General features: G+C 56.6%; 19 protein-coding genes and 1 pseudogene. 4 read left to right on the forward strand and 16 right to left on the reverse strand.

Annotated features, from left to right (window positions below):
- Window positions 1–59: 59 nt before the first annotated feature.
- Complete coding sequence (gene dgcQ / locus ACOT1A_RS00535) at window positions 60–1,760, forward strand: cellulose biosynthesis regulator diguanylate cyclase DgcQ (protein ID WP_032677290.1); 1,701 nt, start codon at window positions 60–62, stop codon at window positions 1,758–1,760.
- Here dgcQ and ACOT1A_RS00540 read toward each other — a convergent pair.
- Both ACOT1A_RS00540 and yodD read right to left on the reverse strand, forming a co-directional pair.
- Window positions 1,745–2,545 carry a mannosyl-3-phosphoglycerate phosphatase-related protein gene (locus ACOT1A_RS00540; RefSeq protein ID WP_276169834.1) on the reverse strand — a complete coding sequence of 267 codons (801 nt, stop codon included), beginning with the start codon at window positions 2,543–2,545 and terminating at the stop codon, window positions 1,745–1,747. The genes dgcQ and ACOT1A_RS00540 overlap by 16 nt on opposite strands.
- Window positions 2,546–2,841: 296 nt before the next feature.
- Window positions 2,842–3,069, reverse strand: coding sequence for a YodD family peroxide/acid resistance protein (yodD, locus tag ACOT1A_RS00545; protein ID WP_017383339.1), 228 nt, complete (start codon window positions 3,067–3,069; stop codon window positions 2,842–2,844).
- 128 nt (window positions 3,070–3,197) lie between these two features.
- Here yodD and dsrB point away from each other — a divergent pair, with 128 nt between their 5' ends.
- The gene (gene dsrB / locus ACOT1A_RS00550; protein ID WP_003859583.1) at window positions 3,198–3,386 is read left to right on the forward strand and encodes a protein DsrB; all 189 of its coding nucleotides are present in this window, start codon (window positions 3,198–3,200) and stop codon (window positions 3,384–3,386) included.
- Between the two features lie 98 nt (window positions 3,387–3,484).
- On the opposite strand, the gene rcsA is transcribed toward dsrB, so the two are convergent.
- The 14 genes and pseudogenes from rcsA to fliF form a co-directional block, all read right to left on the reverse strand.
- Window positions 3,485–4,108 (reverse strand): transcriptional regulator RcsA, encoded by a 624-nt coding sequence (gene rcsA, locus ACOT1A_RS00555; RefSeq protein ID WP_022648556.1) that lies wholly within the window; start codon window positions 4,106–4,108, stop codon window positions 3,485–3,487.
- Window positions 4,109–4,398: 290 nt separating this feature from the next.
- Window positions 4,399–5,191 (reverse strand): annotated as a pseudogene (fliR, locus tag ACOT1A_RS00560) (flagellar biosynthetic protein FliR); the annotation flags it as partial.
- A gap of 6 nt (window positions 5,192–5,197) precedes the next feature.
- Window positions 5,198–5,467, reverse strand: coding sequence for a flagellar biosynthesis protein FliQ (gene fliQ / locus ACOT1A_RS00565; protein ID WP_003859587.1), 270 nt, complete (start codon window positions 5,465–5,467; stop codon window positions 5,198–5,200).
- A 10-nt stretch (window positions 5,468–5,477) separates the two neighbouring features.
- Window positions 5,478–6,215, reverse strand: a complete 738-nt coding sequence (fliP, locus tag ACOT1A_RS00570) for a flagellar type III secretion system pore protein FliP (RefSeq protein ID WP_022648554.1) — start codon at window positions 6,213–6,215, stop codon at window positions 5,478–5,480.
- The gene (fliO, locus tag ACOT1A_RS00575; protein WP_058646934.1) at window positions 6,215–6,589 is read right to left on the reverse strand and encodes a flagellar biosynthetic protein FliO; all 375 of its coding nucleotides are present in this window, start codon (window positions 6,587–6,589) and stop codon (window positions 6,215–6,217) included. Before fliO ends, fliP begins: the two co-directional genes overlap by 1 nt.
- Before the next feature lie 2 nt (window positions 6,590–6,591).
- Complete coding sequence (fliN, locus tag ACOT1A_RS00580; protein ID WP_003859592.1) at window positions 6,592–7,005, reverse strand: flagellar motor switch protein FliN; 414 nt, start codon at window positions 7,003–7,005, stop codon at window positions 6,592–6,594.
- Window positions 7,002–8,006, reverse strand: coding sequence for a flagellar motor switch protein FliM (fliM, locus tag ACOT1A_RS00585; protein ID WP_276169833.1), 1,005 nt, complete (start codon window positions 8,004–8,006; stop codon window positions 7,002–7,004). The genes fliN and fliM overlap by 4 nt, the downstream gene beginning before the upstream one ends.
- Before the next feature lie 4 nt (window positions 8,007–8,010).
- Window positions 8,011–8,481, reverse strand: coding sequence for a flagellar basal body-associated protein FliL (fliL, locus tag ACOT1A_RS00590; protein ID WP_003859598.1), 471 nt, complete (start codon window positions 8,479–8,481; stop codon window positions 8,011–8,013).
- Between the two features lie 106 nt (window positions 8,482–8,587).
- The gene (gene fliK / locus ACOT1A_RS00595; protein WP_276169832.1) at window positions 8,588–9,802 is read right to left on the reverse strand and encodes a flagellar hook length control protein FliK; all 1,215 of its coding nucleotides are present in this window, start codon (window positions 9,800–9,802) and stop codon (window positions 8,588–8,590) included.
- Window positions 9,799–10,242 (reverse strand): flagellar export protein FliJ, encoded by a 444-nt coding sequence (fliJ, locus tag ACOT1A_RS00600; protein ID WP_006811155.1) that lies wholly within the window; start codon window positions 10,240–10,242, stop codon window positions 9,799–9,801. The genes fliK and fliJ overlap by 4 nt, the downstream gene beginning before the upstream one ends.
- Window positions 10,243–10,263: 21 nt before the next feature.
- On the reverse strand, window positions 10,264–11,634 hold the full coding sequence (gene fliI, locus ACOT1A_RS00605; RefSeq protein WP_032624018.1) for a flagellar protein export ATPase FliI: 1,371 nt from the start codon (window positions 11,632–11,634) through the stop codon (window positions 10,264–10,266).
- Window positions 11,634–12,341, reverse strand: a complete 708-nt coding sequence (gene fliH / locus ACOT1A_RS00610) for a flagellar assembly protein FliH (RefSeq protein ID WP_022648550.1) — start codon at window positions 12,339–12,341, stop codon at window positions 11,634–11,636. The genes fliI and fliH overlap by 1 nt, the downstream gene beginning before the upstream one ends.
- Complete coding sequence (gene fliG, locus ACOT1A_RS00615; protein ID WP_003859608.1) at window positions 12,334–13,332, reverse strand: flagellar motor switch protein FliG; 999 nt, start codon at window positions 13,330–13,332, stop codon at window positions 12,334–12,336. Before fliG ends, fliH begins: the two co-directional genes overlap by 8 nt.
- The gene (gene fliF, locus ACOT1A_RS00620; protein ID WP_022648549.1) at window positions 13,325–15,007 is read right to left on the reverse strand and encodes a flagellar basal-body MS-ring/collar protein FliF; all 1,683 of its coding nucleotides are present in this window, start codon (window positions 15,005–15,007) and stop codon (window positions 13,325–13,327) included. The genes fliG and fliF overlap by 8 nt, the downstream gene beginning before the upstream one ends.
- A gap of 228 nt (window positions 15,008–15,235) precedes the next feature.
- Between fliF and fliE the strand changes: the two genes are divergently transcribed.
- Together fliE and yedD are read left to right on the forward strand one after the other, a co-directional pair.
- Entirely contained in the window at window positions 15,236–15,550 is a 315-nt protein-coding gene (gene fliE / locus ACOT1A_RS00625) for a flagellar hook-basal body complex protein FliE (RefSeq protein WP_022648548.1), read from the forward strand.
- A 75-nt stretch (window positions 15,551–15,625) separates the two neighbouring features.
- Window positions 15,626–16,039, forward strand: coding sequence for a lipoprotein YedD (gene yedD / locus ACOT1A_RS00630; RefSeq protein WP_063853255.1), 414 nt, complete (start codon window positions 15,626–15,628; stop codon window positions 16,037–16,039).
- Window positions 16,040–16,173 lie beyond the last annotated feature (134 nt).

Genomic DNA, 16,173 nt, shown 5'->3' on the forward strand with positions numbered 1-16,173 from the left:
CGTTTTTACTGGCAGAAGACTTATCATATCGGATGGTGAGCGACACTCAGGGAGTGCGTGTGCAGCACAATACCTTTGTTGTAAAACAATCTTTTTTGCAGTGGCTGCATAAGCGTAGCAATCCCCGTTTGGTTGTTAACCTCTGTTTTATCGTTGTCCTGATCTTTTCCACCCTCCTGACCTGGCGCGAAGTTGTGGTACTGGAAGATGCCTATATCTCCAGTCAGCGTAACCATCTGGAAACGGTTGCCAGTGCGCTGGACAGACAACTCCAGTTCAGCGTCGATAAAATGCTGTTTTTTCGCCACAGCATGCGTGATGCGCTGGAAACGCCGCTGGCGTTTGGCGTGCTACATGATGCGGTAAAGCGTTTTGCCCGTTTGCGCGCATCCCCCACCTGGCAAATTGAGGTTGATAAACAGCGCACATTGCCGATCAACGGTGTGTCTGATGCCTTCGTTGAAAAGACCACCCTTCTGAATCGCGATGATGAGTTTCTTGATAATGAACTGTCCGCCGCGCTTGAAGTGGGGTATTTATTGCGTCTGGCATCCAGTTCTTCCGGCAACGAAGAGCGCGTGATTTATGTCTCTCGCGCCGGATTCTTTCTGGAAACGGATACGCCGGAAAATGCCAGCGATATCGTGCAGCGTTACTACTATCTGGTCACTCAGCCCTGGTTTACCCAACAGTCCGAGCGTGGGAACCGTGCGCGTGCCGTGCGCTGGTTTATCTCGCCTCCTTCCTCCTTTGTGGGCAAGAAGCCGCTGATCACCGCCAGTGTGCCTGTTTATTACAATCACGTCTGGTATGGCGTGGTGGCGATGGATTTCACCTTTGCCACCCTGCGTCGTCTGCTGGTGGAGGCCGTAGGCGATAACCCGGAAGGGGAATACCAGCTGTATGACAGTCGTCTCACCCTGCTTGCGACGTCTGGATCATCTGCTGCGGACGTTAATCATTTTGACGCGCCCGAACTAGCGCAGATAGCGCACGCAATAGAATCGGATTCCGAAGGCGGCATTCGCCTGGGGAGTCGTTTTGTCAGCTGGGAGCGTCTCGACCACTTTGATGGCATCGTCCTGCGCGTGCACACCCTGGAAGAAGGGGTGCGCGGCGATTTCGGCAGCATCAGTATTGTGCTGGCATTGCTTTGGGCGCTGTTCACCGCGATGCTGCTCATCTCATGGCTGGTGATCCGGCGCATGGTCAGTAATATGTATTCGTTGCAGAATTCGCTGCAATGGCAGGCCTGGCACGACCCTCTGACCCGGTTGAATAATCGTGGGTCGCTGTTTGAGCGGGCGAAAATACTGGCGAAGCAGTGTGAACAGCAGGCGCTGCCTTTCTCTGTCATCCAGATCGATCTTGACTGCTTTAAGAGCATTAATGACCGGTTCGGGCACCAGGCGGGTGATAAGGTGTTGTCCCATGCTGCGGGGCTGATTGCCAGTACCCTGCGCACTAAAGATATTGCCGGGCGCGTCGGCGGCGAAGAGTTCTGTGTGGTGCTGCCCGGCATGACGCTTGAAGAGGCGGCGGAAGTTGCAGAGCAGATCCGTGAGCGTATCGACAGCAAAGAGATCCTGATTAAGAAAAGTACTACCCTGCGCGTGAGCGCGTCGTTTGGCGTCTCTGGCGCGCAGGAGAAGGGCAATTATCACTTCGAAAATCTGCAATCCACCGCCGATGCGCGTCTGTATGAGGCGAAACAACGCGGGCGTAACCGGGTCATCTGGCAGGATCACGTTAAAAAGTAATCAAGCCCCTCGCGCCAGCCGGCCGCTCCGGTGTGCTGAGTGCGATAAACCCGTGTGGGATCGTTGTTCTTAAGGCTGACCCCCTCCCGGTTGAAGCCTTTCACCACCACGGCGAAGGCTACGCTGTCCAGCAGAGGGGCATCATTGGGGCCGTCGCCCAGGCCCAGCGTTGTCGGGTCAATTCCGTCGTGCAGGCGATACTGTTCCACAAGCCAGTGCACCGCCACGTCTTTGCCACAGCTCGTGTCCAGAATATGCCAGAAGCGAGCACCCGGGACGATCTTCAGCCCCTGCCGGGCCAGTTCGGCTGCGAAGCGTTTCATTTGTTCATCACTGTCACGCCAGATCAGCGTCACGGAAGCCTCGTGTTTACGTGCAAGCGCCGCACGGGGACGGCTTAGCCCGGTCCATTCGGCGACCACGCGCTCATCCACATCGTCGAAGGTGGTGAATTTCAGATGCATCTCCTGGCGTACCCGGGCAATAAACTGCCAGATATCGTCATGCTTCTTTTCTGAGATGAACCGTGCGGCGTTTTCCCACCGTACGTCAGGCTGGATCACCGCGCCGTTTTCCGCAATGTAGGGCAGCCCGCCAAGGCCAAGTTCCTGCTGGATGTCACGCATTTCGGACGCGGTTTTGCTGCTGCACAGAATGACTGGTACCTGTTCATCCTGTAATCTCTTCAGCCAGGAAGCGGCAGGCTGCCAGTCGAGAGTGTGAAAATCCAGCAGCGTACCGTCGAGATCGGTAAAGACGAGCAGAGTCTCCTTTAGCGAAGGCATAACGTCTCCTGAATAATGATGTTCATCTAAGAAAAGTCTTAAAAAAACTCAGCATTGATATCCCGTTGAAGTGGAAACGATCCCGATAAACCCACACGCAGCGCATGTTTATACTCATAACCAAAATTCACATGTATAAAATATAATATTCGCTAAGAGAATATATGCTTGTAAGACAAATCTGTTGGGGATAATGTCTTACCTGCATCAGATTTCCTGGTGTAACGAATTTACAAGTGCTTCTTGCATAAGCAAGTTTGATCCCGGTCATCCCCATGACCGGGATTTTTTTCGCCTTAGCGGTTCGTTTCCGAGACACTAAAGTCATGGATATCCAGCTCGAATGCTTCAGCCAGTTCACGGTAGGTATGGTAATCACGACCATTGACCACGACACGGTCTGAATTATCCTCCGCGCGATGAACTTCGGACTCACTGATTTCATTAATGGCGGCAAGCAGGGCATCGACATCCACTTCCACCTCACGCTTAATGGTGTCGCTGTACTCTTTGTCAGTCTTCATGGCGGGCTCCTCATTTAACCGTCTCAACAGCTAAGTATAGACCGCACACAAAAACGCCATTCGCGTCAGGCGGCGATGCCAGCCAGGGTAATTTGTTCTACACTGGCTCAAAACCACAGGAGGAATGTATGAAGGTCAATGATCGGGTAACCGTCAAAACGGACGGTGGGCCGCGCCGCCCGGGCGTGGTGCTGGCAATAGAAGAGTTTAATGAAGGCACAATGTATCTGGTGTCGCTGGAAGATTACCCGCTCGGCATCTGGTTCTTCAACGAACTGGGGCACCCGGATGGGATCTTTGTGGAAACGGCTGAATAGGTCGGCGTCGGGGGCGTCTTCTCCCCGGCCCGGCTGCTGAAAAGCAAAATCTCTGGCCAGGCCAGAGATCAAGGTAGGGTACAACATGGCCGTGCAAATTAGCGCATATTAACGAAAATCCCATTCGTCACATTATCTGTCAGGCGTACGACATGGTATATCACTTGCTTATTATGCGTTTTAATTTTCCTTTTAATATTTCCTTTGTGTGACGATACTGTTTTTGCCTTGATATTCATCTGGTCTGAGATCTGAATTGTCCCTTGTCCAGCCATCCACATTCTTAGCATACTTGATTCAGTTCTGCTTAATGATAGAGTGGGTAAGTTAACCGCCCCTACATTCTTAACTTCTTTATTCAAATAATCGCCCAGAATGTCATCAAGCGACTCTGGTTTAATCGATTTCGAACTGATTAATAAGTTTTTACGCACCAACAAATACTCATCGAAATGAATATTGGCGATCGCCATAAAAACAATAAACAGGGTTCTGGGATGCTGATTAATGATCTGCTTAATGTGCTGACTGTTAGCGGGGTCGTGAATGAAACAGTCCTCATTAATAAACACCACGCCGGGCTTGTGAGTCTCACAAGCGGCTGCGAGTTCTTCAACGGTGTGTGCATCGTTGATGTCTCTCTTTCTTACCCCTCTGCTTGCTAAGTACCCGGTTAACCCTAGCCGGGTGTAGCTGCATAAATCCATAATGATCGTTGACATGGCATACCCTCACTCAATGCGTAACGATAATTCACCACCTGCCTGAGAGCTCATAAACAGCCATACGGGATGGAAAAAATCTAATAAAACCTGTGAGCATGACAAAGACTTTCAGGCGAACTCACTATCCCGTAAAGTTACGTATAATTTGCCAGGAATCATCTTAAAGTAAAGTAAATATTAAGTATTGTGAGGTGGTTAGAAACATTTAAACCGCGTCAGATATATCCTGGTAGATGTTTTTCAAGATTATTTTTAGGAATATCCTCAGAAAGACATTGCAAACACTGCGGGTTATTATTTGCGTGGAAGTTCGCTGACAATATCCGCTAAGAGATTGAATATCTCGCTGAATAAATGCTCGCAGAAAGGGGCGATAAGTGGCATCAATAATGACATTAATAAAAGGCCAACCGTCAACGTCACCGGAAAGCCGATGACGAATACCGACAGCTGCGGGGCCATTCGGTTGAGTAAACCCAATGCGAGGTTAACGGTGAGCAACAGGGTTATGACAGGCAGCGCCAGCATCAGCCCGTTGAGGAAGATCAGCCCGGCAGCCCGCACCAGCGCCAGAAAAGCGTTACTGTTCACCGGGTTGTCGCCAATCGGCAGCGTGTGGAAGGTGTCCACCAGCATAGAGATGAGCCACAGGTGGCCGTTGAACGAGAGAAACAACAGCATCGCCAGCAGGTCGATAATACGCGCCAGCACGGGCATATTCAGATGGCTGCCCGGGTCAACGAACGTCGCGAAAGACAGACCCATCTGCAAACCGATCAGTTCGCCCGCCGTTCGTACCGCGGCGAAGGCGAGCTGCATCGTAAATCCGACCGCCACGCCAATCATCACCTGTTGCAGGGCAATCCAGATCGCATTCGGGGAAAAAATCGGAATATCCACCGCCGGCAGGGAAGGGGCAACGATAATGGTGATAACCATGCCCAACCCAATTTTGATGCGTTTAGGCACCGACTTTTCACTGAGTATGGGGGCGGTGGAGATCAGCGCCATGATGCGCAGCATCGGCCAGAAATAGATCCCGAGCCACTGAACAAACTGATCGCTGGTGAATTGCAGCATCGTCCGTCAGCCGATGATGTAAGGCAGATTGGTGAACAGGTTGCGCATGTAGTCCAGCAGCAAATTGAGCATCCAGGGCCCGGCAACGATAATCGCCACGAAGACGGCGATGATCTTCGGGATGAACGACAGGGTCATTTCGTTAATCTGCGTGGCGGCCTGAAGAATACTGATAATCAGACCGGTTACCAGCGCAACCAGAAGCAGGGGCGCGGCGACGGCAATCGCGACTTTCATCGCTTCCGTGCCCATCATCATGACCGACTCAGGCGTCATTGCGTGCTCCTCAACTGTAGAAACTCTGCGCCAGCGAGCTGACCAGCAGTTGCCAGCCATCGACCAGCACGAACAGCATGATCTTAAAGGGCAGGGCAATGGTTGCGGGCGGGACCATCATCATCCCGAGCGCCATCAGGACGCTGGCGATCACCAGGTCAATAATCAGGAACGGAATGAAAATGGTGAAGCCAATCTGGAACGCCGTTTTCAGCTCACTGGTCACATACGCTGGCAGCAGAATGCGCATCGGCACCGCTTCCGGTCCCTGTAACTCGCCCGTGTTAGCGAGACGGGCAAACAGGGCCAAATCCGCTTCGCGCGTCTGGCGAAGCATAAATTCACGTAATGGCTGAGCCCCCTTTTCCAGGGCAACCTGCATGGAAATTTTATCTTCGCTGAACGGCTGGTACGCCTCGGTGTAAATCTTGTCGATAACCGGCGACATAATGAAAAAGGTCAGGAACAGGGCTAAACCCAGCAGCACCTGATTGGGCGGCGCGGACGGCGTGCCGAGCGCATTTCGCAGCAGACCAAACACAATGATGATGCGGGTGAAACTGGTCATCATCAGCAGGATCGCCGGGATAAAGGTCAGTGAGGTGATGAACACCAGCGTCTGCACGGAGAGGGACCAGCTTTGTCCCCCGTTCGCCAGCGGCGTAGAAACCAGCCCCGGCAGCTGCGCATACACAGAAGGCGCGAACAGGCCCAGACCTGCCAGCGTAAGCAATAACAAACGGCGCATCAGGATCTCCCGGAACGCTTGAGCAAACTCTTCATAACGGACTGAAAATCCGCAGGGGCCGGGGCGTTAGCCTCCACCGTGACAGGCGAAGGGGGCAGCGTGTGAAGAACATTAATGCTGGAGGCAGTCACGCCCAGCACCAGTCGCGCATCTTCCACTTCCACAATGACCACGCGCTCGCGTGGGCCGAGTGTGGTGCTGGCGCTGACCTTCAGTCCGCGCGTGCCGGCCGTTTTCCCCGCCAGCCCGAAACGCTTTGCCAGCCAGGCGGCGATAAGGATAAAGGCAATAATACCGAACAGCGCGCCGCTCACCTGAAGCAGCGGGGAGCCGGGTACGGCGGAGGGCGCGGACAGTGTTGCCTGGGTTTTCATACTTAACGGCTCAGGCGACGCATACGTTCGGAAGGGGTAATGATGTCGGTGATACGTACGCCGTATTTATCGGCCACCACCACAACTTCGCCCTGTGCAATCAGGTAGCCGTTGATCAGAATATCCAGTGGCTCACCCGCTAAACCGTCCAGGGCTACAACGGAACCCTGCGTCAGGCGCAGCAGCTCTTTAATAGTCATGCGGGTGCGGCCCAGCTCAACGGTCAGCTTGACCGGAATGTCCATAATCAGGTCGATGTCCTGTAACGTCCCGCTGACGTCGCCGCCGCCTAACTGCTGGAAGACCGCGTCTGCCGCGCTTTTCGTCGGCGTCGTTTTTTGCTCGTTTAACGCGTCAGCCCACAGATCGTCCAGTGCTCCGCTGTTTTCATCGGACGGATTGTTCATGTCACTCATTTGGGCTGTTCCTCATTCAGCGAATTCAAAATCGGGTTGATCAAGTGCTCAACGCGTAACGCATACTGGCCGTTAATTGTGCCGTACTGGCTTGTCAGCACGGGTACGCCATCCACATGGGCAATAATGCGGTCGGGTTTATCTATCGGCAAAACGTCGCCGGGTTGTAATTTCAGGATCTGCGATAACCGCATGGAGATGTCGGCAAAGTTAGCCACCAGCTCCAGCTGCGAGTGCTGAACCTGGCGCACCAGGTTCTCACGCCAGTTCTGATCTTCATGGCGTGAGTTCTCCAGCGGCGGGTTCACCAGCAGTTCGCGCAGCGGTTCAATCATGCTGAACGGCAGGCAGATGTTGAACTCGCCCGTCAGGTTGCCGATCTCGACGTGGAACGGGGTGTTCACCACGATGTCATTCGGTGAGGTGGTGATGTTGGTAAACTTCACCTGCATCTCGGAACGCACGTACTCCACTTCCAGCGGGTTAATCGCTTTCCACGCGTCGCTGTAGGATTCCAGCGCCAGCTTCAGCATGCGGTTAATCACGCGCTGTTCGGTATGGGTAAACTCGCGGCCTTCCACTTTGGTCGGGAAACGGCCATCGCCACCGAACAGGTTATCCACCGCGATGAACACCAGGCTTGGCGAGAACACCACCAGGCCGGTACCGCGCAGCGGTTTCAGATGGATCAGGTTAAGGTTGGTTGGCACCGGCAGATTGCGGGCAAACTCATGATACGGCTGAATGCGGATCACACCGACGGTGATATCCGGGCTACGACGCAGCAGGTTAAACAGCCCCATTCGGAACTGACGTGCGAAACGTTCGTTGATGATCTCCAGCGCCTGTAAACGCTCGCGCACCACGCGACGCTGGGTATTGGGATCGTAGGGACGAATATTATCGTCGCCGGTCAGACCCGGCTTCGGATCGTCACTCTTATCGCTGTCGCCATTGAGCAGCGCATCGATTTCTGCCTGAGAAAGAATACTGTCGCCCATGTCGTTACCGCAGAATGAAGGCTGTATACAGAACGTCAGTGACTTCCTGCTTAGGTTGGCCGTTGACCAGCGGGGTCGCCAGCGTCTGTTTGATCGCATCGACCAGCTTTTGCTTGCCCACATCGGTGGCGAGCGCGGAGGCATCCTGACGAGAAAACAGCAGCAGCAGACGGCTACGCACTTCTGGCAGGTAGTCGTTCAGACGTGCACGGGTCGCTTCATCTTTCAGACGCAGCGTAATGCCCACGTAAAGCACGCGATCCGCATCGCCGAGGTTCACGGTGAATGTATCCAGCGGGTAGAAGACCGGCGCCGGTGGAGGCGGCGCTTCAGCTTTGGCGGCTGCGCTGGAGGGTTCCTGCTGCATACGCCAGTAACTGTAGCCTGCGGTGGCGCAGGCCGCGAGGGTAATCAACACCAGCAGCGGGATCCAGATGGAACGCTTGCTTTTTTTGGTGATAGCGGAGTCTGTCATCTGATACGAGCTTCCTGTTTCGGTACAGCTTAATACGGTGATTATCCCGTGTCCGGCTTAGGTCAAAGCGTGGAAAAGACGGGGATAATCACGTTACCTCTGGCGTTTAGGCAAAGATGTCTACGGCACGGCTGCCGCGCGCGGCGGATTGCAGGGCGGCAGGGGTTGGCAATAACTCTTCGCTCTCCTCGTTAAACCCGCCATGCTGGCCTGAACGCGAAGCATGCTGTTGTTGCCCGGATGAAGATTGCTGCTGCCCGGCAAAGCCTTCGCTGCTGACGCTGCTTTGGGAAAGCTGTATGCCGTTTTCCGCAAGCTGCGTGCGCAGGATCGGCAGGGCCGCTTCCAGCGCCGCACGAACGTGGCTGTGGGGCGAAACCATCTGCAACTGCGCCTGGTTGTCATCCAGCTTAAGCGAAATTTGCACCTGACCCAGATCTTCCGGGTGCAGGCGTAGCTCTGCGGTCTGTTGGCCCTGTCTGGTGAACAGGGTGATGTGCTGGCTTAGATTCTGCTGCCATTCGTGCGTGCCCAGCGGCTGGCTTAACACCGGCGCGGTCGCAACGGTAGCGGCAGACTGGGGAGTTGCCAGGTGACTAACGATCGGGGCCAGCGTCGCGGTTGGGCTGGCGGCAGACGACGCCGTGCTCACTACGTCCTGCTTCTCCGCGAGGGCGGCAACAGCTGGCGTAACGGCTGCCGTGGCGGGCAGCGACGTGTCGCTGTCCTGAACCGACGTTTTTTCCTGAACCGTTAACGCATGGCTAAGCGGCTGATGCTGGCCGTTGTCCGTCTGGGCTAGCGCAGAGGGGAGGGCGGCACGGGGGGCGACCTCCCCGGTGCTTGCTGGCTGCGTCGCCATTGGGGTGGTAGTCTGCTGGTGCGGTAACATCGCCATCAGCGCGCTTAACCCGGCCAGCTCCTCTTCTTCAGTCGTGGTCTCGCTGTTTGCTTTCGCGTCCGTCCGGGTCAGCGCCTTCAGCGCATCCGTATTCGCTGCGGGTTTCAGGCCGGGGACGAGGCTTTGCAGGGAGACGGCGGTATCTTCATCAGTCAGGGTCTCCTGGCGGGAGAGCAGCTCGGCGATTTTGGCCTGGAGCGTGGTATCACCGTTTTTTTCCTGTGCCGCTGTCGACAGCTTGCTTCCCGCCGCTTTCAGATCGCCCAGCGTCAGCGGAGCATCTTTGCCTTTGCCGGTGGTCTCGGTCAGCGCGCCCGCCAGCAGAGAGAGAAAATCTTGCGCGCCCTCAGCGCCTTTTCCGGTCAGCGTGCCGCCGGACGGGTCGCTGTCGGTCATCAGCAGTTGTTGCAGTGTGATCATTCTGGTTTCCTCATTGATGCGCGCTGGGCAAACTCATCCATTTTTTTCTGATCCAGACGGTTTTCCGCCAGGGTCGAGGCTGCAATCTGCCGGTCCTGTAAGGTTTGCCAGGCCTGCAACCGCTGTTTTTTCTCGCGCCAGAAATTCAGCGCGGTATCGACTTTTTGCGTCCACTGGTTAAGCTGCTGGCGATGCTGCTCAATCGCCTTTTCCAGCGTCTGGATAAACTGCTGATAGTTAATCCAGCGCTGGCTACCAATGCCCTGCGTCATGTCGGTGTTAAGGTTGGTGCGATATTCATGCTGATAGTCGATTAACATCTTCAACTGTTCTTCAGCCTGCTGGCACCCGCGTCGCATTGCGCCAAGTTGCAATGCGGCATCATCAACTTCTTTTTCAGCCAGATCTTTCAGCGTTGATAACGCGCTGTTCTGCGCCATGACCTTCGCCCTCCACCTGTGTTACACCTGCGGGAAAATCAGCTCCAGTGCCTGGAGGGAATCTTCCCAGTCGGCGCGTTCAAAAATACCCTGTTGCAGAAATGCCTCCAGCTGCGGCCACAGGGCAATCGCTTTATCGAGCATCGGATCGCTGCCTTTGGCGTACGCCCCGACGCTTACCAGATCGCGGTTGCGCTGGAAGCTGGAGAGCAGTTGTTTGAAGTTACGCACGCGGGCGTAGTGTTGCTCAGTGATCAGGGCCGTCATCGCACGGCTGATCGAGGCTTCAATATCAATCGCCGGGTAGTGCCCGGCTTCGGCCAGACGGCGCGACAGCACGATATGGCCGTCGAGGATCGCGCGCGCAGAATCGGCAATCGGGTCCTGCTGGTCATCGCCTTCGGTCAGTACCGTATAGAACGCGGTGATGGAACCTCCGCCGCTGATGCCATTCCCCGCACGCTCAACCAACGCCGGGAGCTTGGCGAAGACCGACGGCGGGTAACCTTTGGTGGCGGGCGGCTCGCCGATGGCCAGCGCAATCTCACGCTGCGCCATCGCGTAGCGGGTCAGGGAGTCCATAATCAGCAGCACGTGTTGGCCCCGGTCGCGGAAATCTTCCGCGATTCGCGTGGCGTAGGCGGCACCCTGCATACGCAGCAGCGGCGATACGTCCGCCGGGGCGGCGATCACCACCGAGCGGGCGCGACCCTCCGCACCAAGAATGTTTTCGATGAAATCTTTGACTTCGCGACCACGCTCACCAATCAGGCCGACGACGATAACGTCCGCCTGGGTATAACGCGCCATCATGCCGAGCAGGACCGATTTACCCACGCCGGAGCCGGCAAACAGCCCCATACGCTGGCCGCGTCCCACGGTGAGCAGGGCGTTAATCGGCCGCACGCCGGTATCCAGTACGTGCTCGATTGGCGTGCGTTGCAGCGGGTTAAAGGGTTGGGTGATCAGCGCGCCGGTTTCGGTGGTATCAGGGGAGGGCAGGCCATCGAGCGGTTTGCCGCTCCCGTCCAGCACGCGGCCCAGCAGCGCCGGACCGAGCGGGAGCTGTTTGCCGCTTTGCAGGCCGTCACCGCTGATGTTTTTTGCGTAGACGCGGGCGCCGGGCAAAATCCCTTCCACTTCCTCAAGGGGCATGAGGAACAGTCGCTGGCCGTTAAACCCGACCACTTCACTTTCCACTTCACGCGTCTCACTCCCGTCCTGACGCTCAATCACGCAGGTGGCGCCGAGCGGAAGTTGCAGACCCGTGGCTTCCAGGACCAGACCGGTGGCACGCGTCAGGCGTCCATAACGACGAACGGATGGCAGCTGCGCCATCTTCGTTTCAAAATTATCGAGCGTGTTAAGCCAGCGCGTAAGGCGAGCGGTCATCAGACGACTCCCGGTGCCGCCAGGCGGCACAGTTCCTGCCAGCGGGTCGCGACGCTGGCATCCAGATCGCCCTCATCCGCCGAGACCTTACAGCCTCCGTGATGGAGCGACGGATCGCCGCGCAGCCGCCAGCCGTGCAGGCTCAGCGTCGCGCCGAGGCTCTCTTCCACGCGCTGCAAATCATCAGGATGCACGCGCAGCTGCGGTTTGCCGCTGAACAGCGGCTCCTGCTGGAGCAGCCCCTGGATTTGCTTAATCAGCGCGGCGTTATCCACGACCGGCGTCTGGCCGATCACCTGACGGGCCGCCTCCAGCGCCATCTGCATCAGGCGCGAGGCAATCACGCTGTCGAGCGCATCCAGCGTGTGCTGAAACTCGCTCACCAGCTGCTGCATGCGGGCATGTAGCGGCGCCTGCTGCTGGCGCGCCTGCTCAATGCCCTGCTCTAAACCTTTCGCCAGCCCTTCCTGATAACCCTGTGCGTGCCCGGTCTGACGGCCTTCGTTCATCCCGGCGTTGAAGCCCTGCTCGTGCGCCTGCATTTGCATCTGGGCCAGCATCTGGGCGCGCTGTTCCTCTTCACTCAGCTCGGGCACGCCCGCCCCGGCGTCGCCCTCATCGGACGACACTATGGCAGGGGTGAACTCTGCGGTGGGAGGGGAGAGGTCGTCAGGCGTCCAGCGCTTCCACGACAGTTCATCAGACATAGGTGTCGTCTCCGCTGCCAATCACCATCTCGCCGGTTTCTGCCAGACGACGAACAATAAGCAGGATCGCTTTCTGTTCGTTCTCCACCTGAGACAAACGCACCGGGCCACGGTTGGCCAGGTCGTCGCGCAGGATATCGGCCGCACGCTGGGACATGTTGCGCAGGAACTTCTCGCGCAGCGGCTGCTCGGCGCCTTTGAGGGCGATAAGCAGGGACTCCGAATCCACTTCCTGAAGCAGGCGCTGGATGCTGCGATCGTCCACTTCGACCAGGTTTTCGAACAGGAACATCTCGTCGATAATTTTCTGTGCCAGTTCGCCGTCGAACTCGCGCACCGCCGTAATAACCGCCTCTTCCTGCTGCGTTTTCATCAGGTTGATGATTTCCGCTGCCGTTCTCACGCCGCCCATTTTGCTGCGCTTGAGGTTCTGGCCGTCAAGCAGGTTGTTCAGCACTTCGGTCAGCTCCGCCAGCGCGGCTGGCTGGACGCCGCCGAAGGTGGCGATACGCAGCATCACGTCGTGGCGCAGGCGCTCGTCGAACAGCGCCAGAATATCGGCCGCCTGGCCCCGTTTGAGGTGGACCAGAATGGTGGCGATAATCTGCGGGTGCTCGTCGCGAATAAGATCGGCGGCGCTTTGCGGTTCCATAAAGTTGAGCGTTTCGATCCCGCTGGCGGTGTCGCGCGTTTCGAGAATATCTTCCAGCAGGCTGGCGGCGCGCTCTTCGCCCAGCGCCTTAACCAGCACGGAGCGCAGGTATTCGTTGGCGTTGACGTTGAGCGCAGCAAACTGCTCGGCTTCCTGCTCAAACTCCGCCAGCACTTCGGTCAGTTGCTTGTTGGAGATCTGGCGCACGTTGGCCATCGCCGCGCTGAGGATCTGCACTTCTCGCTGAGAGAGGTGTTTAAACACCTCCGCCGCGCGATCTTCGCCAATGGTCATCAGCAGGATGACGCTCTTATCGGTGCCTGTAAGCGTATTACTCATGTTCGTTACCCATCCAACCGCGGATGACCAGCGCGACGACGCGCGGATCGTTATCTGACATTTCGCGAATGCGCTGGCTCATCACCTCTGCGCCCATACGCTGGTTAGCACGGCGCTGCTGCATCTGTTCATCTTTGCTGAGACGAACTTCAACCGCTTCTTCCTCGTCCGGACGCGCGTTCTTCTGTTCCAGCGCGGCTTTTTCAGCTTCAGCGCGACGCTGAAGCTGAGGACGGACACCCTTACGCCACAGCAGCCACGCGACAATCAGCACCAGCAGCCAGCGGCCTGCGGACATCAGCTGATCGAAGAACGCCTGCTGTTGCCAGAACGGCAGTTCGCCACCGGTCTCATCCACCGGGTTGAACGGTGAGTTCACAACGTTGAGGGTATCGCCACGTTTTTCAGAGAAGCCCATCGCTTCGCGGGTCAAATCTTCGATCTGCTTCATCTGCTCCGCCGTGAGCGGCAGCGGTTTACCGTCCGGCAGCGTTTTGTAGTTCACCACCACGGCAACAGAGAGACGCTGAATATCGCCCGTGTTCAGTTTGGTATGGCGGATAGTCCGGTCGACTTCGTAGTTGGTCGTTTCGTTACGGCTGCTGTTACGCGGGCCGGCACTGTTCGCGGTCGAGGTCGTCTGCTGATTCGTTTGCTGACCGTTCTGCGGGTTGGCCGGCGGCGTGGAGATTGGCGCGGCGTTGGCAGGTGCAGGCTGGTTAGAGAGCGCACCCGGCACACCGCCAGGATACTGGCCACCGACCTGTTCCGTCTCATTGATCTGACGCGAGCGTAACACGGCGCGAGAAGCATCCCCGTTCGGGGCGTACTGCTCTTCGGTCTGTTCTTTATTCGAGAAATCAATCTGCGCGGTGACCTGCGCATGCACGTTGCTGTTGCCCACCACCGGGCCCAGAATCGCTTCGATGCGACGCTGGAGACGGCCTTCCACGTCGGCAGCGTATTTCAGCTGGGCGTCGTTGAGATCGCGCCCGGCGGTGTTGGACTGCGTCAGCAGGTGACCGCTCTGATCCACCAGCGTAACGTTACCCGGCGGCAGACCGGCTACCGCACTGGAGACCAGGTGCGTGACGGCGCTGATCTGGCCTTCATCCAGCGCACGACCGGGTTCGAGGTTAACCGTCACAGAGGCAGAAGGGGACTTTTGTTCGCGGACAAACAGGGATGGCTTAGGCATCGCCAGGTGCACGCGGGCACTTTTCACCGGGCCTAAGGTTTCAATCGTACGGGCCAGCTCACCTTCCAGCGCGCGCTGGTAGTTAACCTGCTCGCTGAACTGACTGATGCCGAATTTTTCCTGATCCAGCAGTTCAAACCCAACCGCGCCGCCTTTCGGCAGCCCCTGCTGGGCGAGACGCAGGCGAAGCTCGTGCACTTTATCTGCCGGCACTTCAAGCGCACCGCCGTTATCGGCAAAGCGATACGGGATGTTCATCTGGGTCAGCTGGGTGACGATGGCACCGCCATCCTGGTCGGAAAGGTTGCTGTAGAGCGTGCGGTAATCCGGGCTTTTTGCCCATAAGACCATCGCGACAACGATCGCAATGGCGGCAGCGCCTGCCACAATCAACGGGATCTTAGGGTTGGCGCGAAGGCGGTTCATCCACTCGAGTGATTTATTCTGCGGCGCTGTCGATGCTGCTGTCGCACTCATTGCGCACCTCTTAAATCCTGGTGGTTTACGTTATTCGTGTAGAGAAACAAAACTGACTCCCGGGTCGGCAAACACGACAAAAGTTCCATACTGATGGCCCTGCCATTATTTGATGAATCGGGATTTTCTATGCGTCAAATAACCTGGTTTTTTAACGCTATTTACCGCCATTATCTTATTGACAAGCTGTTAGTCTTGACATCGTAAAAAACCATCCAGGGGAGAGTCATGGCTATACAGGGCATTGAAGGGGTACTCAGTCAGTTACAGGCGACGGCGATGACCGCCCGTAATCAGAGCGTAACTGACCAGCCGCAGGGCATTAGCTTCGCCGGTCAACTGCATGCGGCGCTGGACCGGATCAGCGATAAGCAAAACGCGGCCCGTACCCAGGCTGAGAGATTTACCCTCGGTGAACCCGGCGTGGCGCTCAACGATGTGATGGCCGATCTGCAAAAAGCGTCGGTGTCATTGCAGATGGGGTTGCAGGTACGTAACAAGCTGGTGTCGGCGTATCAGGACGTGATGTCGATGCAGGTGTGAAACCTTCCAATCTTACGCTGGCAGCCTGATGGCTTTAATGCCACAATATTTTTTTCTTCGCATGCAGGAAAGATGATGAAAAAAGTAGCAATTGTGGCTGCAATGCTGACGTTAGCGGGATGCGTTCAGGTCGAAAACTATCAGGAAGTGGTTAAGCATCCGGCACCTTCGCATCTGGCAGGTTACTGGCAGTCGAAAGGGCCGCAGAGCGCGATGGTGAGCCCGGAGGCGATTGCCACGCTGGTGGTGACGCCAGAGGGTGATACCCTGGACTGCCGTCAGTGGCAGCGCGTTATCGCGGTGCCGGGTAAGATCATGCTGCGTTCAGATGATTATTATAACGTGACCGAAAAACGAGACGTCTATCCGCTCGAGCGTGATGGGGCGGCGCTGGAGTATGACGGCATGGAACTGTACAAGGTTGACCGCCCAACGGTGGAATGCGCAGATTACCTGAGCAAGAATCCGCTGGAGAGTAAGCTTCCGTAACCGTTTTGGAGTTTGCGCCCTCTACCCGTGGTCTGAGGGATCTCCACAAAATAATGCCTTCACCGTCGGCCCCCTCTCCCTGGAGGGAGAGGGCTGGGGTGAGGGGGAACATACGGCTCTGGTGGTCATTCCGT

This window comes from Enterobacter cloacae complex sp. SYL003 (assembly GCF_049236925.1).
GTDB classification, from domain to species: domain Bacteria; phylum Pseudomonadota; class Gammaproteobacteria; order Enterobacterales; family Enterobacteriaceae; genus Enterobacter; species Enterobacter intestinihominis.

Bases quoted from the DNA above. Each gene is read 5' to 3' on its own strand.
- fliH (WP_022648550.1), bottom strand. From the start codon at position 12,341: ATGTCTGATGAACTGTCGTGGAAGCGCTGGACGCCTGACGACCTCTCC.
- yedD (WP_063853255.1), top strand. From the start codon at position 15,626: ATGAAAAAAGTAGCAATTGTGGCTGCAATGCTGACGTTAGCGGGATGC.
- fliJ (WP_006811155.1), bottom strand. From the start codon at position 10,242: ATGGCGCAGAACAGCGCGTTATCAACGCTGAAAGATCTGGCTGAAAAA.
- rcsA (WP_022648556.1), bottom strand. From the start codon at position 4,108: ATGTCAACGATCATTATGGATTTATGCAGCTACACCCGGCTAGGGTTA.
- yodD (WP_017383339.1), bottom strand. From the start codon at position 3,069: ATGAAGACTGACAAAGAGTACAGCGACACCATTAAGCGTGAGGTGGAA.
- fliP (WP_022648554.1), bottom strand. From the start codon at position 6,215: ATGCGCCGTTTGTTATTGCTTACGCTGGCAGGTCTGGGCCTGTTCGCG.
- fliE (WP_022648548.1), top strand. From the start codon at position 15,236: ATGGCTATACAGGGCATTGAAGGGGTACTCAGTCAGTTACAGGCGACG.
- dsrB (WP_003859583.1), top strand. From the start codon at position 3,198: ATGAAGGTCAATGATCGGGTAACCGTCAAAACGGACGGTGGGCCGCGC.
- fliM (WP_276169833.1), bottom strand. From the start codon at position 8,006: ATGGGCGACAGTATTCTTTCTCAGGCAGAAATCGATGCGCTGCTCAAT.
- ACOT1A_RS00540 (WP_276169834.1), bottom strand. From the start codon at position 2,545: ATGCCTTCGCTAAAGGAGACTCTGCTCGTCTTTACCGATCTCGACGGT.
- fliO (WP_058646934.1), bottom strand. From the start codon at position 6,589: ATGAAAACCCAGGCAACACTGTCCGCGCCCTCCGCCGTACCCGGCTCC.
- fliG (WP_003859608.1), bottom strand. From the start codon at position 13,332: ATGAGTAATACGCTTACAGGCACCGATAAGAGCGTCATCCTGCTGATG.
- fliL (WP_003859598.1), bottom strand. From the start codon at position 8,481: ATGACAGACTCCGCTATCACCAAAAAAAGCAAGCGTTCCATCTGGATC.
- fliI (WP_032624018.1), bottom strand. From the start codon at position 11,634: ATGACCGCTCGCCTTACGCGCTGGCTTAACACGCTCGATAATTTTGAA.
- fliN (WP_003859592.1), bottom strand. From the start codon at position 7,005: ATGAGTGACATGAACAATCCGTCCGATGAAAACAGCGGAGCACTGGAC.
- fliF (WP_022648549.1), bottom strand. From the start codon at position 15,007: ATGAGTGCGACAGCAGCATCGACAGCGCCGCAGAATAAATCACTCGAG.
- fliK (WP_276169832.1), bottom strand. From the start codon at position 9,802: ATGATCACACTGCAACAACTGCTGATGACCGACAGCGACCCGTCCGGC.
- fliQ (WP_003859587.1), bottom strand. From the start codon at position 5,467: ATGACGCCTGAGTCGGTCATGATGATGGGCACGGAAGCGATGAAAGTC.